The sequence below is a fragment of the Sorangium sp. So ce426 genome, assembly GCF_051475585.1.
Taxonomy (GTDB): Bacteria; Myxococcota_A; Polyangia; order Polyangiales; family Polyangiaceae; genus Sorangium; species Sorangium cellulosum_B.
On record NZ_CP150341.1, the window covers coordinates 9,372,853 to 9,387,147 of the forward strand.

General features: G+C 77.6%; 3 protein-coding genes and 1 pseudogene. 3 read left to right on the plus strand and 1 reads right to left on the minus strand.

Annotated features, from left to right (window positions below):
- Positions 1–241: 241 nt before the first annotated feature.
- Positions 242–12,430 carry a tetratricopeptide repeat protein gene (locus WMF44_RS35085; RefSeq protein ID WP_437294398.1) on the minus strand — a complete coding sequence of 4,063 codons (12,189 nt, stop codon included), beginning with the start codon at positions 12,428–12,430 and terminating at the stop codon, positions 242–244.
- Between the two features lie 897 nt (positions 12,431–13,327).
- On the opposite strand from WMF44_RS35085, the pseudogene WMF44_RS35090 reads away from it, so the two are divergent.
- The 3 genes and pseudogenes from WMF44_RS35090 to WMF44_RS35100 all read left to right on the plus strand — a co-directional run.
- Positions 13,328–13,474: pseudogene (locus WMF44_RS35090) on the plus strand (hypothetical protein); the annotation flags it as partial.
- Between the two features lie 60 nt (positions 13,475–13,534).
- Positions 13,535–13,726 carry a WD40 repeat domain-containing protein gene (locus tag WMF44_RS35095; RefSeq protein ID WP_437301652.1) on the plus strand — a complete coding sequence of 64 codons (192 nt, stop codon included), beginning with the start codon at positions 13,535–13,537 and terminating at the stop codon, positions 13,724–13,726.
- A complete protein-coding gene (locus tag WMF44_RS35100) occupies positions 13,714–13,884 on the plus strand; it encodes a hypothetical protein (protein WP_437294399.1) in 171 nt (56 codons plus the stop codon). The genes WMF44_RS35095 and WMF44_RS35100 overlap by 13 nt, the downstream gene beginning before the upstream one ends.
- Positions 13,885–14,295: the final 411 nt, after the last annotated feature.

The window sequence follows — 14,295 nt, forward strand, 5'->3', positions numbered from 1 at the left end:
GATTTCTGAGACGGGGCATCGCGCGGACCCCTGAAAGACCGCGCCGGAGCGGCGCGCCAGAGGGGCAACCAGCCGCCGGGAAGGGCGGCGGCGCGGCGCCGTCGCGGGCCAGAGAGCGTCAAAAAACACCTGGAGTCGCGCGGTTTTGCGCGCTCCACGCCCCTGCGCGCGCCGCCTGGGGCGGCCGCGGAGGCGGCCGCCGCGACCTGGGCATACCCGCGGAGACGCGCGGGACAGGCCCTCAGCCGGCGCGTAGCTCGTCGAGGAGCGCCCGGGCCGCCTCGAGCGAGCCGTCCTCCGAGACGGACTTGTCGAGCATCAGGCGCGCTTTCCGGCGGTCGCCGGCCGCGAGCGCCATCGCCCCGAGGTGGTAATAGGCGAGCGCCCGCGCGGCGGGCGTCGTGCCTCCCTCGCCGGGCTCGGGGGAAATCTTCATCAGGGTGACCGCGCGGTAAGCGCGCGCGGCGATGTCCTCTTCCCCCAGCCCGAGCGCGCTCTCGCCGAGCTCCATGGCGATCTCGCCGTTCTGAGGATCGTTCTCGAGCGCCCTCGTGAGCGCCGTGAGCGACTCGTGCAGATTGCCCTCGGCGTCCTCGATCCGCGCGACGCGGTGGTAGACGGCGCCGAGGTGCCGCGAGCGGCGCCCCTTGGCAGCCACGATGAGCTCGGCGGTGACCGCGCGCGCCTCCCTCGAGTCGCCCGCGGCGATCAGCGCGTCCACGAGCAGGAGGGCGACCTCGTTATCTTCAGGGCGCAGGGAGCGCGCCTCCCGGAGCGCCGCGGCCGCTTGCGCGGCGTCGCCGACGTCGAGCAGCAGGCGGCCGGCGGCGACGAGGAGCGTGAAGCGGCCGGCCACGTCGGACGCCGCGGCGGCGTCCTCGAGCGCGATGGCGGCGAGCTCGCGGTTCGCGCCGATCTCCGCGTAGAGGGCGCGCAGGCGGTCGCGGATCTCGGTATTGCCCGGCGCGGCGCGGAGCGCGCGCTCGAGCCCGCCGCGGGCGTCGCCCAGGTGGCCCGCGCGCGCGCACGTGCCGGCCAGGAGGAGCGCCGTGGCGACGAGGGCGTCGCCCTCCTCGAGCGCGATGAGCCTGCGGTAGACGGCGCTCGCGGCGTCCCACCGCGCGGCGGACTCCTCGAGGCCGGCGAGCGCCTTGAGCGCGGCGCGGTCCTTGGAGTCGGCGTGGAGCAGATCGCCGAGGTGGGCGCGCGCGCGCTCGACGTCGCCCGAGCGCGCCAGGATCTCGGCGAGGCGCAGCCGGAGCGCGCGCGGCGAGGCGGCGCCCGCCGCCTCCGCCGCGGCCTCGCCGGGCGCGCCCGCGGCCTCGGCGGACCGCGCGCCCGCGTGGTCCGCGCGCGCGAGCGCCCGCTCGAGCCCGGCGACGAGCTCGCTTCCGTACTCGGCGCCGCCGAGCGCGTAGGCGCGCTCGAGATCGGCGAGGGCGCGGTCGCCCTGGCCGAGCGCGCCGTGGACCTCGGCCCGCGCGCGGTAAAGCCACGGGTCGTCCGGGCTCGCCTCGAGCGTCGCCGTGAGCGCGCGGGCCGCGCGGGCGTGGTCGGAGACCGCGCCGCACGCGTCGATGAGCGCGATCAAGACGTCGCGATCCCCGGGCGCGACACGGAGGGCGCGCTCGAGGAGCTCGGCCGCCGCCGCGGCGTCGCCCGCGCGATCGCGGAGGATCTCGGCGGCGCGGCAGAGCGACGCGACGCGCGCCTCGTCGCCGTCAGCGCCGTGCGCCGTGAGCACGTGGAGCTCGGCGAGGGCGTGCCAGGCCTCGCGGGCCGCGTAGCGCGACGCGAGCTCCTCGCGGAGCCGGTCGTTCGCGGGGTAGACGGCGTACCCGGCCTTGAGGGCGGCCTCCGCCGCGGCGTCGTCGCCGCGCGCGCCGTGCAGCTCGGAGAGCTCCAGGGCGAGCTGGGCCGCCTCCCCGCCCTGCTCGGTGCGCAGGAGCTTCTCTAGCGCGTCGATGAGGTCGTCCGCGTTGTCGCGCTTCCGGCTGAGGCGCACGAGCGCGCGGAGCACGTCGCGGTTCGCGCCGTCCCAGTCCGCGGCCCCGAGGTAGACGTCGCGCGCGCCGCGATCGTCGCCGCGCTGCTCGAGGAGGGCGCCGAGGCGCATCGAGATCGACGCGATCGACGCGACGTCCGCGCGATCCTTGGCGGCGTCGAGCTGCAGCGCGAAGAGCTCGCCGAGCTCGTCGGTACGGCCGGCCTCCTCGAGCATGGTGGCGAGGAGGATGGCGGCCTCCACCTGGGTCGGATCCTCGTCGAGGATGTCGCGGAGCAGGGCCGCCGCCTCCTCCGGCGACTCCCGCGCGAGGAGGCGCGCGCGCTCGAGGCGCAGCGCGCAGCGCTCGGAGAGATCGTCGACGAGGGGCGCCGTCTCCTCGAGCAGCGCGGAGAGGCGCGCGGCGTCGCCGCTCCGCCGGTACACGCCGGCGAGGGGCGTCCAGATCTCGCGCTCGGCGGGCTCGCGGGCGCGGAGCTCCTCGTAGAGGCGCGCCGCGCGGGAGAGGTCGGCGAGCGGGCCGGCGGCGAGCTCCGCGGCGTGCAGGAGCAGCGCGCGCTCCTCCTCGGGCGCCGAGGCGCGCGCGGCGCGCTCGCAGAGCGACGCGGCGGCCGCGAGATCGCCGGCCTCCTCGCGGAGCTCCGCGAGCGCGACGAGGGCCCACGCGGAGCCGGACGGGTCGGACGAATCGGACGAATCGGACGAATCGGACGAAGATCGCGCGCCCGAGCCGACGATGCGCAGCAGGATCGACTCGGCCAGCCCGCGATCGCCGAGCGCGCGGGCGGTGCGGACGGCCTCCTCGAGGACCCCGGGGCCCTCGATCTCGGCGAGGAGCAGCAGCGCGTCCACGAGGGCGCGCGGCCGCCCGCTCTGGCGGGCGAGGCGCTCGAAGAGGCGGATCGCGCGCGGGTTCCTCGGATCGGTGCGGAGCGCGTCGCGCAGGATCGCCTCGGCCCGGTCCGGATCGGCGTGGAGGTCGAGCGCCTCTTCGAGGAGCGAGATCGCCTGATCGACGTCCGCCGGATCCGCGGCGAGCAGCGCGGCCAGGCGGTACCGCGGCCCGGCGCGATCCGCGCCGCCCGTGGAAGCGGCCGGCGCGTCGGCGAGGCCGATGCGCTTGCGGAGGACGTCCGCCTGCGCGGCGCGGTCGCCGAGGCGCGCGTAGATGGCCTCGAGCGAGCTCCACAGCTGCTCGATGTCGGCGCCCGCGTCGCGGCCCGCGCGGGCGTGGAAGGGCGCGCCGGCCGCGATCTTCGCCTCTGCGCGGCGGTAGACGGCCGCGGCGCGCTCCTGATCGGCCGGCGAGAGCTCGAGGGCGCGGCCGAAGCGGAGCAGGAGCGCGACCTCGTACGGCTCGGAGGCCGCCCGGGCGACGAGCCGCTCGACGAGGTCGACATACCGCTGCGTCTGGCCGGAGCGGCGCGCGAGCTCGAGGGCGGCGTCGTGCGCGGCGCCGGCGCCCGGCGTGAGATCGAGGGCGCGCAGGCGGGCCGAGAGCGCGAGCTCCGGGCGATCGAGCGGGCCCTCGTAGAGCGACGCGAGCTCGCCGAGCGCCGCGGCGGCGTCCTCTGCGGGTTCGAGGGCAGGGCCGGCGAGCCGCGCCTCGAGGGCGCGCGCGAGCAGGTCGTGGCGCCCGCGGGCGCGCAGCGCGGCGAGGAGCTTCTCGTGCTCGGCGTCGCTCTCGCGCGCCGCCTCGAAGGCGGACTCGACGTACTCCGCCTCGCGGTCGGGCGCCCCCTGCCGGCGCGCGATCTCGCCGAGCGCGAGCAGTACCTCGGCCCGGCTGAACGAGGTGGAAGGCGGGAGGCCCACGCTGGAGCGCATCGGCGGCATCGTGCTGCGCCGCACGCCGACGAGCCCATCGCCCTCGTCGCGGGGCCGGCGCGCGACGAGCAGCAGCGCGCGGTAGGCGCGGTGCGCGCGCTCGAGCTGGCCGTCCTCGAGGGCGAGGCCGGCGAGGCCGTGGAGCGCGTCGGGGTGCGCGGGGTCGACGCGCAGCGCGAGGTCGAACTCCGCCATCGCGCGGGCGCGATCACCCGTCGCGAGCGCGACGCGGGCGAGCTCGTAGTGGACGAGCGCGCGCTCCTTGGGGCGGCGGGTGCCGAAGTCAGCGATGATCCCGCGCAGGGCCGCGGTCGCGTCGTCGGTCCTGCCGGCGGCGGAGAGGGCGCGGCTCCGCGCGAGGCGCAGCGAGAGGTCGTCCGGCGCGAGCGCGATGGCCTCGTCGAACAGCGGGATCGCGGCGGCGGGCGAGCCGCCGCGCGTGAGGTAGAGGTCCGCTGCCTCGCGGAGGAGCGAGAGCCGGGCCGGCGCCTCGTCGGCGCGCGCGGCGTCGCCCGCGATGAGCGCGGCCAGGGCGCTCCACGCGCCCGACGCGCGGTAGAGGTACGCGAGCCGCTCGCGCAGCGGCGCGGGCTGCGCGGCGCGGGGCAGCGCTCGCTCGAGGGCGGCGCGGGCCCGATCGGGCTCGCTGGCGGCGAGGTACGCATCCGCGAGGCGGAGCGCCGCCTGGTGCAGCTCCTCGGGCGCCGCGCCGGCGCAGAGCCGCTCGAGCGCCTCGGCGGCGGCCGCGTGCTCGCCACGGCGCGCGAGCAGCCGGGCGAGGGCGTCGAGCGCCTCGATGGACCCGATGTCCGCGGCGCGGCGGTAGCTGGCGATCGCGCGCTCGGGCTCGTTGAGCTCGTGCTCGGCGAGGGACGCCGCCTGGAGCCAGAGATCGGCGGCCGCCGCGCCGGCGTCCGCCGACCCGCGCGCCGCCGCCTGCTCCTCGCGGAGCAGCATGAGCTCCCGGTGCAGCCCGCCCGCCTCGAGGAGCGAGGCGAGCCTGTCGATCGACGGGCCGTGCCCCGGGCTCTCCGCGAGGTTCCGGCGGAGCAGCGCGATCGCCTCGGACGCGCGCGTGGCGTCCGCGAGGAGCTCCGCGGCGTCGTAGCGGAGCGCGACGCGGCGATCGACATCGCCGGAGACCTCGATCTGCAGCTCGCGCAGGCGCACGAGCTCCTCGCGCCGCCCGGCCGCCCGGAGCAGCGCGGCGAGGCTCTCGCCGACCGGCTCGTCCGTCGGATCGTCCGCGAACAGCCCGCCGTAGAGGGCGATCGCCTCGCCGGGCTCCGCCGCCTCGGCGGCGACGCGCAGCAGCCGGCGCCGCTCGCTCGGCGCGAACGGGAGCGCCGCGCCGCGCCGGCACAGCGCGACGATCTGCGGCCTGTCGCCCGCGCCCGCGAGCATGCCGACGAGCGCGTCGATCGCCCAGAGGGCGGCGCGCGAGGCCGGCCACGCGCCGGGCCGAGGGGGCTGCTCCTCCTCGTCGGCGAGGCGCTGCACGGCGATCTCGAGGAGCTCGGCCGCGATCTCGCGGGCCCGCGCCGCGTCGCCCGCGTCGCGCGCCGCCTCCACGGCCTCGCGGTAGAGGGCGAGGTCGTGCCCGGTCGCCGCGGCGAGCCGGAGCAGCGTCGGGACGAGCGAGGGCCCGCGCCGCCGCCGCAGGAGCTCCGCGAGATCGAGCAGGATCGCGCGGTTCGCCGGATCGTGGAGGAGCGCGCGCTCGAACGCGCGCTCGGCGGCGTCCTCGTCGGCGCGCGCGTCGCGGTGCCAGCGGCCCACGCGGGCCGTGAGGTCGCGGAGCGTGGCGGCAGGGACGTCGCCGCGGCGCTCGAGGTCGGGAAGCGCGTCGGCGATGGTGTGCCAGCGGCCCGCGAGGTCCGTGAGCCGAAGGAGGCCCTCGGGCGGCTCGGCGCCGGGCGACAGGAGGAACGCGCGGAAGGCGAGCTCGAAGGCGCCCTCCCGGTCGTCGCCTCGCTCCTCGAGCAGCGCCGCGGAGGCCTTCAGGATGGCGACCCGCTCGGCGTCCGTCCCGGCCGCGGCGAGCCGCGGCTCGAGCAGCGCGATCTGGCCGCGCCAGTCGTCCGCGTCGGCGCAGATCTCGAGCAACGCGCCGACGGCGGCGACCAGCGCGCCGCGGTGCTCGGCCGACGCCGGGTCGATGCGGCGGAGCAGCTCCTCGAGCCCCGCGCGCGGCGCGGGCGAGCGCGCGTCCCGCTCGCCCCCTTCGGCCGCCCCCCACTCGCCCTCCCCGCCAGAGCCCTCGACGCCCGCGCGGCGCGCGTCCCGCTCGGCCTCGTGCGCGCGGCGGTAGCCCTTCACGGCGAGCTCCCACGCGAGCGTGCGATCGCGGTGCGTGTCGCCGAGGCGCTGGAAGAGCTCCACGCTGCGCGCCGCGCCCGCCCCGCCGGGGAGCGCGCCGGCCGCGGACGCCTCGACCTCGAGCAGCGCGACGAGGTCGCCCCAGCGCTCCGCGCGCGTGTAGAGCGCGGCGAGCGCGTCCCCGCTCTCCGGGTCGGGCGCGAGCTCCTCGCGGATGCGGCGCCAGGTGGCGATGGCCTCGTCGGCGTCGCCGAGCTCGCGCTCGAAGAGCCGCGCGACGCGCCCGAGATCGCGCCGGCCGCCCGCGCCGCCGCGCACGGCCGCGCGGCGCTCCAGCACGGCCGCGAGCTCGCGGTACCGCCCGCCCTCCTCGAGCAGCGCCGCGAGGCCGTCGAGCGCCGCGAGATCCTGGCGGTCGTCGACGAGGCGCGCCGAGTACGCCGCGATCGCCCGCGCCTCGTCGCCGAGCCGCGAGGAGGCGAGCCGCGCGAGCTCGCCGAGGGCCTCGCGCCGCGCCGCCGGGTCCGTCTCGATGGCGGCGAGCGTGTCGAGCACGTCGCACCGCTCGGCGACGCGGTCGGCCTCCGCGAAGAGCCGATCGAGCGCGCGGGCGGCGTCCCGCGCGGCCTCCGCGTCGCCGCTCGCCTCGGCGAGCGAGAAGAGCCGGCGGAAGAGCGCGATCGCCCCGTCGGCGTCGCCGAGCCGGTCGCGGCGGAGGAGCGCGGCGTCGCGCACGAGCGAGAGCGCCTGCCGCGCGTCGCCGGCGCGCGGCTCGGCCGCGGCGAGGACCTCGGCGAGGCGGTCGTGCCGGCCGAGGCGCTCGGCGAGCTCGGCGAGCTCCGCGCGATCGCCGGCCTCCGACGGCCTGAGCTCGACGAGCTCGGCGAGCCGCGCGAACGCGCCCGGCTCGTCGCCGAGGGCGTCGCGGCGGAGCCGCACGATCTCGCGCAGCAGCGCCGGGCGGCCGCCGTCGTCGGCGCCCGCGAGCTGGATCTCGAGCACGCGCACGAGGTCCGTGGGCCTCGCCTCCTCGCGGTAGTGCTCCGCGAGCAGCGCGGCCGACCGCTGCCGCGCGGCGAGCGCGCCGGCCTCGCCGGCGGGCGCCTGCTCGGGCGGCAGCGCCCCGAGGATCCGCTCGAGCAGCGCGAAGGCATCGACGGGGCGCGGCGCCGCGCGGGCGGCGCGCGGCTCCGGGGGCGCGTCGAGGAGCCGCTCGACCACGGGGAGCGCCGACGCGGCGTCGCCGACGCCCTCGATCCAGAGGAGCGCGACGCGCTCGCGGAGCCGATCCGCGGCGTCGCCGGAGAGCCTCGGCAGCTCGGCCGACAGGAGATCGATGAGCGGGCGGTGCCTGCCGTGCCGCTCGTAGAGCCGCTCGAGCGCGGCGCGGGTGCGCGCGTCGTCCTGGAGCGGCAGGAGCTGCTCGAGGTAGCGCATCGTGCGCTCGCCGTCGCCGGCGAGATCGCGCGCGACGGCCGCGGCGTCCTCCAGGAGGAAGACGCGCTCGTCGGCCGCCGAGGTGCGCTCGAGCATCGCGTCGTAGAGCGCGAAGAGGTCCTCCCAGCGCTCGGCCGCGTTGTAGGCGAGCTTCAGCCGCTCGAAGCCCCAGAGCGAGCCGGGCACGAGCTCGACGAGCCGGCGGAGCAGCGCGAGGGCGGCCTCCGGCGCGTCGAACCACTCCTCGTGGTGCTCGACGGCCCGCCGGCCGATCTCCTCGACGATGTCGGGCGGGAGCGCCGCGCCCGCGTCGAGCGCCGCGGCGTGCGCGGCCGCGACGCGCTCGGGCTGCTTCGCCCGGCGGCCGAGCTCCTCGAGGCGATCCCAGAGGGCGAGCTCGCCCGGCATCTCGGAGACCGCGCGCAGGGCGACGCCGAGGCCGCGCGGCGCGTCGTGGTCGTGGTGATCGAGCAGGCGCTCGAACCAGCCGCGGCGGACGGCGGCGCGCTGCGCGGCCGCGAGGCTGCCCGCGTCGCGCAGGGCGCCCGGCGCGGCGTCCGCCGGCGAGCTCGCGAGGAGCGCCTCCAGCAGCGCGACGCGCGCCTCGGGGTCGTCGAGCGCGTCGCACGCGCGCTCGAGGAGGAGCGCCGCGCGCGCCTGCGTCTCGGGGCGCCCGAGCGCGCGCTGCACGATCTCGACCACCGCGGGCTCGATCGTCCCGGCCTCGATCGCGGGCGCGACCGCGTCGAGCGCGTCCGCCGGCCGATCCAGCCGTTCGAAGAGGAGCGTCGCGAGCTCGACGTCGAGCGCGACGCGCGCGCTGCCCTGGCTCCGGTCGCGGCGCGCCGCGAGCACCTCCGCCGCGCCCTCGTGATCGCCCACCTCGGCGAGGAGGCGCCCCCGCGCCGCGAGCGCGTCGTCGTTCTCGGGATCCGCCTCGAGCAGCCGGGCGTAGAGCGCCGCGGCCGCCGCGCGGTTGCCGATCTCCTCTTCCCACGCGGCCCACGCGGAGAGCGCCCTCGGGCGCTCGCCCTCGTGCCCGCGCTCCACGAGGAGCGTGAAGAGCCAGCGCCGGTCCACGCGGCGCGCGAGCGTGTCGGGGCTCTGCGCGAGGAACGCGCGGAACGCCTCCAGCGCGGCGGCGTCGAGCGCGCCCGGCGCGGCGTCGCCGTCGTCCTGCGGCGAGAGCAGGCGCCGGTAGACGGACGCGGCGTCGTCCTGCCGCTCGGGATCGGCGGCGAGCACGCGCGCGAGCGCCGCCTCGATCGCCCGGACCCGCGCCGCCGCCCTGCCGGCGGCCGCGCCCCCCTCCCCCTCGGCGCTCATGCGATCGCGGAGATCGAGCGCGGCGTCGACGAAGCGCGACGTCGCGCGCGCCCGGATCGCCGCGTCCTCGAGCGCCGCGAGCGCCGCGAGCGCATCGTCGTCGGACGCCGCGGTGTCGAGCAGGACCTCGCAGACGGCCGCGAGCTGGGCCCAGGCCCCCTGCCCGCGGTAGAGCGCCGCGAGGCGGGCGGCGGCGTCGCGGTGCTTCGGCGCGACGGAGAGCACGCGCTCGTAGAGCTTCTGCGCCCGCTCCGGATCCGCGAGCGGCCCCTCGGCGAGCCCGGCGGCGCGCTGCCAGGCCGTCACCGCGGCGTCGAGGTCGCCCGGGGCGGCCTGCGCCGCCGGGGCGTCCGCCGCGCGCGCGGCGTCGGGCGCGTCGGCCGCGTCCGCCGCGTGGATTCCGAACGCCGCCAGCTCGCCGAGGCGCTCCAGCCAGAGCGCCTCGTCCTGGGGATCGCCCGCGGCGGCGACGCGCCGCTCGAGCACCTCGCGGAGCAGCGCCGGGTCGCCCGCGGACAGCGCGAGCGCCTCCATCGCGGAGAGCGCGGCGCCGTCGAGCGCCGCGCCGCTCGAGAGGATCGCGCGGTAGTGCGCGACCGCGCTCGGGACCTCCCCGCCCCTCGCGGCGGCGTCCGCCATGCGCAGCTCGTGGGCGACGCGCGCGTCGGGCGCCACGCCCGGGAGCCGCTCGGCCAGCGCGCCGTAGAGCGCGCCCCACGCGCTACCCGCCGCGTACGTCTCGAGCAGCGCCTCGTACGCCGCGTCGTCGCCCGGGTCGTCCTCGATGGCCGCGCGGTACGTCGCGGCCGCGCCGGCGAGGTCGCCGACGTCGCGGCGCTGGATGGTGCCGATCGCGTGCAGGAGCTCGCGCCGCCGCGCGGGCGCGCACGGCTGCGCGAGCGCCTCGCGGTAGAGCGCGAGCCGCTCCTCGGGGCTGCCCTGCTCGCGCAGGAGCGCGTCCACGCGCGCGATGAGATCGAGCGACGAGGGCTCGAAGGCGAGCGCGCGGCGGTAGAGGGCGAGCGCCTGCGTCACGTCGCCGCTCGCGAGCAGCGCCTCGCCCGCGCGCCGCGCGAGGTGCGAAAGCGCCGGGCTGTCCACCGCGCGATCCCCGAGCGCCCCCGCGAGCGCCGGCGCGCGGCGCGCGGACTCGCTGCCGTGCTCCGTCAGCCGCTCGACCTCGGCGACCCACCGCGCGAGCCGCTCCGGCGCGCACGCGGTCGCGAGCGAGAGCCCGCGCGCCGAGAGATCGAGCGCCTTCTTCGGGTCCCTGAGCTCGCGCTCGGCCACGGAGGCCGCCTCCTCCAGCGCCGCGAGCCTGCCCGACACGTCGGCCGGCGCCGGCGCGGGCGCGCCGGGGGCCCACACCACGGGCCCGAGCTCCGCCTTCGTCTCGAGCACGCGCACGAGCAGCGGCGCCGCCTTCTCCGCCCGCGCGATCGGCTCCAGCACCGCGCAGGCCGCGAGCCGCTGATCGTCGGTCAGCAGCAGGTGGGAGCTCTGCCGCGACGACTCCGCGCCGGCGGCGCCGTTGCCCGGGGGCGCGCCCAGCATCTTCTCGACCGCGAGCCGGCTCGCTCGGTCGGCCGGATCGAGCGCGAGCGCCTGGCGGTACGCGGCGATCGCGCCGGCCGGATCGTCGAGCCGCGCCATGCGGATCGCGCCGATCCGGGCGAGCACCGAGGCGCGGTCCTGCCCGGCCGCGAGCTCGGCCTCGGCCTCGAGGAGCGCCTCGAGCTCGGCCCAGCGCCGCTCCTGCTCGAGCAGCGGGATGAGCCGCGCGTGCGCCTCGCGCGACGCCCCGAACGCCGCGAGGTAGCGGCGCCAGGCGGCGACGGCGGCGGGCAGATCCGCGAGCCGGGTGCGCAGCTCGGCCGCGCGGAAGGCGAGCTCCCGCGCCGCGCGGCGGTCCGGCTCCGCCTCGGCGCGCCGCTCGAGGACCCACGCGAGGCCCTCGTGCGCCGAGGTGGCCTCGTACAGCCGCTCGAGCGCGGCGAGCGCGCCCGGCTCGCGCGAGGAGCCCGACTCCGCGAGCTTGCGGTAGGCCGCGATCGCGCCCGCGGCGTCGCCGAGCTCCTCCTCGTAGAGCCGCGCGAGCCGCTCCGCCGCGGCCTCGCGCGCCTCGGCCTCCGGCTCGGCCTCGGCGAGCCGCTCGAGCGCGCCCGCGAGCCCGCGCGCGTCGCGCTCGCGCTCGCAGAGCTTCGCGAGCCCGCGGGCCGCGCGCCGCGCGGCCGCGTCGTCGGGCTCGCCGTCGAGCGCCTGCTGGAACGACGCGCGCGCCTTCCTGCCGTCCCCGAGGCCCTCGTACAGCTCGCCGAGCTCGGCGGCGATGCGGGCCTTGAGCGGCTTGTCCTTGGCGCCGGCCGACGCGCGCACGAGCACGCGCGCCGCGTCGGCCTGGCGGTCGAGCGCCGACGCGAGCGCGACGAAGCGCTCGCGCACCGCCTCGTCGGACGGGTCGACCGCGAGGATCTGCTCCGACAGCGAGAACGCCGACGCGAGATCGCCGAGCCGCTGGAACTGCAGCTCGACCAGCCGCTTCTGCACCTCCACGCGGCGCGGCCCGCGCAGGTTCTCGATCTGGAGGGCCATCATCCGCGCCGCCTCCGGGTCGTCCCCGCGGCGCGCGTTGGCCGCCTCGAGCGCCGCGGCCGCGCGCACGAGCACGGTCTTGCGCGCGAGCAGGGCCTCGCCGGCGCGGAGGGCGGCCTCGTGGCCCGGGCTCTGCGCGAGCACCTCTTCGACGTGCGGCAGCGCCCGCTCGAGCTCCTTGAGCGGGCCGCTGTAGAGGTCGATGAGCCGCCCGCGGATCTCGAGCGCTCCGTCCGGCGGCCCCTCCGCGGTGAGCGCCTGCTCGAGCATCCTCGCGATCTCCTGGTGCCGCCCGGCGCGCGCGTAGCGCGCCTCGAGCTCCCGGCGCGCCGAGGCGTCGCCCGGGTCGACCTTGAGGATCTGCTGGAGCAGCTTGATCGCGCGCTCCTCGTCGCTCGCGCCGCTTCCGGTGACGTCGACGAGCTCGAACGCGCGGCGGAGCAGCGACAGCTGCTCGGCGCGGTCCGCGCGGTGGCCCGCCGCGAGGGCGTAGAGGTCCGCGAGCTTCGCCGGCTCGTTCGCCTCCTGGAGGATGCGCTCGAGCCGGAAGAACGCCTCCTGGTGCGAGGGCAGCACGGAGAGCGCCCGCTCGATGTAGGGGCGAGCGCCGCCGGGGTCGCCGAAGGAGTCGGCGAGGAACTCGGCGGCGCGCACGAGGACCTCGGCCTGTGCGGCCTGCGGGAGCATCCCGAACCGCCGCTCGCCGACGAGGCGCTCGTAGGCGAACGCGAGCTCGGAGAACCGGTCGTGGCGGGCGGAGGCCTCGTGGAGCTTCGCCCAGAGCTCGGGGTGCAGGCTCCCCTTGGCCGCCGCGGCCACGAGCACGTCGAGCGCGGCCGCCTCGTTGTCGATCCCCTGCTCGAGCGCGGCTTCGAGGTTGTCGATACGGAACGAGACGCGCGCGCTCTTCGTGTCCTGCTGCATGTGGATCCGGACCTCGGCTGGCGGTGGAGCAAGGGGCCGGCGTGCCGGCGCTTCCGTCGAACCTGCGCCCGCAGTGCGCTGCGGAGCGCTGCCCAAGGTAACAGGAGCGTTTCCCAAATTGGGTAAATGGGCTCGGGGACGGGGCCGTGGCGCGTGCGGGAGGCCAGATCGTCGCGGGCGGCGGCCCTGCGCGGCGCGGGAGGCGCGTGATCGTGAGGGAGGGTGGAGTCGAGCACTGGCGGAGCAGAAGAGAGGAGGAGATGCGACAGCGGTGTCACGCGCGTTCGTCCTGGTGGCGGACCGCGGCGGGCTGCACGGCCGCGCTGCTGCGCCCGTTGCGGGAGGGACGGGCTCACGGAACTGCTGGGGTCGGTTGCGCGGCGCGATGATCGCATCGAGGGAGGGTGGCCAGGTCGACAGCGGGGTGCTCGGCCCTTGCATGGGGCTCCCGCGCTGGCAGCTTGTTCGACGGCGTGTGCCCCGGGGGGTCTACGCTGGCCAGCGTGGTTCGCCCGACTCGCGCGCTGGCGCCCACCGTCCTGGCGTGTCTCGCGGCCGCCCGGCGCAGCATGCGCGCAGGCCGATCGCCGAGGAGGAGGGCAAGACCTTCGATGACAAGGCGAAAGAGGCGATGCGCAAGTCCTACTCCACGGCAACGACGGCGTGGGAAAGCAAGGAGTATGAGGCGGCGAGGGCGGGATTCCCGGAGGCCTGGTCGCTGTACAGGCCGAACGGGCGAGCGCTTTGGTCCGCGGGGCTCGTGACGAAGGAGACCGGGGATGCGGCGGGGGCACAGCGATTGTTCGACAGGGCGCTCGTGGAGCTGGAGGAGGTGGCTGGAAAGATGGTCGTCCCGTACCTGCCGATCGGATCTCTGGACGGCACCCTGGCGGTCGCGTGGAGCAGGGATGGGCGCTGGCTCCCCATCGCGACCGGCACGTTCGTGTCGATCAGGGATCAGGCCCTGAACCTTCGAGAGACGGCGCAGCTCGCCGGCACACCGACACGGTCGCCTCTCTCGCGTTCTCGCCCGATGGAAAGACCCTTGCCTCGAGCTCCGACGACCAGACCGTGCGCCTCTGGACCATCGCGACAGGCGCGCAGATGAGCTTACTCGAGGGGCACACGGGCGCCGTCACGGCCGTCGCGTTCTCGCCGCACGGCAAGGCGCTCGCCTCCTCCTCGGAGGACGGGTTCATTCGATTCTGGTCTGCCGGCGCCCCTTTGCTCTTCCTCCGAGCCGTCTCGCACCGCGACGCTTCCTACGCCTACACACACCGGGCTTGGCCTCCCTGATCGAGCTCCTCGGCCCCGAAGCCGACGCCGCGATCGGCATCCCGGTCTGCCGCGCCGGCGATCTCAACTTCCCCTTCGACCTGTGCCGCGAGCGCTTCGAGGTGCGCGGTCTGCTCGCCAAGGTGCTCGCGGGCGATCCGTCCTGCGCCGTTCCCTAGAGCGGCGGTCGCCCGCGTCACGTGGGCTCCGCGCCGCCGCTTCCTCACTCCCCGAGACGCTGCAAGGTGGGGAGAACCTGGATTGCCGGCAGGCCGTCAGCTGGCTCAGCCCCACCCCGAGCTGCCCGCTGCGCACGCTGCCCCACGAGGGTGACCGGAGCAGGCGAGCTCGCGCGCACCTCCTCCATCGCTCCGTCCCCCTTGCCCGGCTCGACGACGCCATGGTAATTTTTTCGATGACCCGGAGTTCGGGGGGGTCGACGGGCTCCGGTGCACGCCGAGGCAGGTATGGCTCGTTCGTGGCTCCGACCCGTCAGCCACCTTCGGCTCACGTCGTCGCACGACCGCCACTGCCCCGGCGTCGGCCAGCACGGAGCCATCACGGAGAGGGAGGGCCGCAGTCTCCTCCGA

Excerpts from the sequence above, each read along its gene's own strand:
- WMF44_RS35085 (WP_437294398.1), bottom strand. The coding sequence starts at position 12,430 with ATGCAGCAGGACACGAAGAGCGCGCGCGTCTCGTTCCGTATCGACAAC.
- WMF44_RS35095 (WP_437301652.1), top strand. The coding sequence starts at position 13,535 with ATGAGCTTACTCGAGGGGCACACGGGCGCCGTCACGGCCGTCGCGTTC.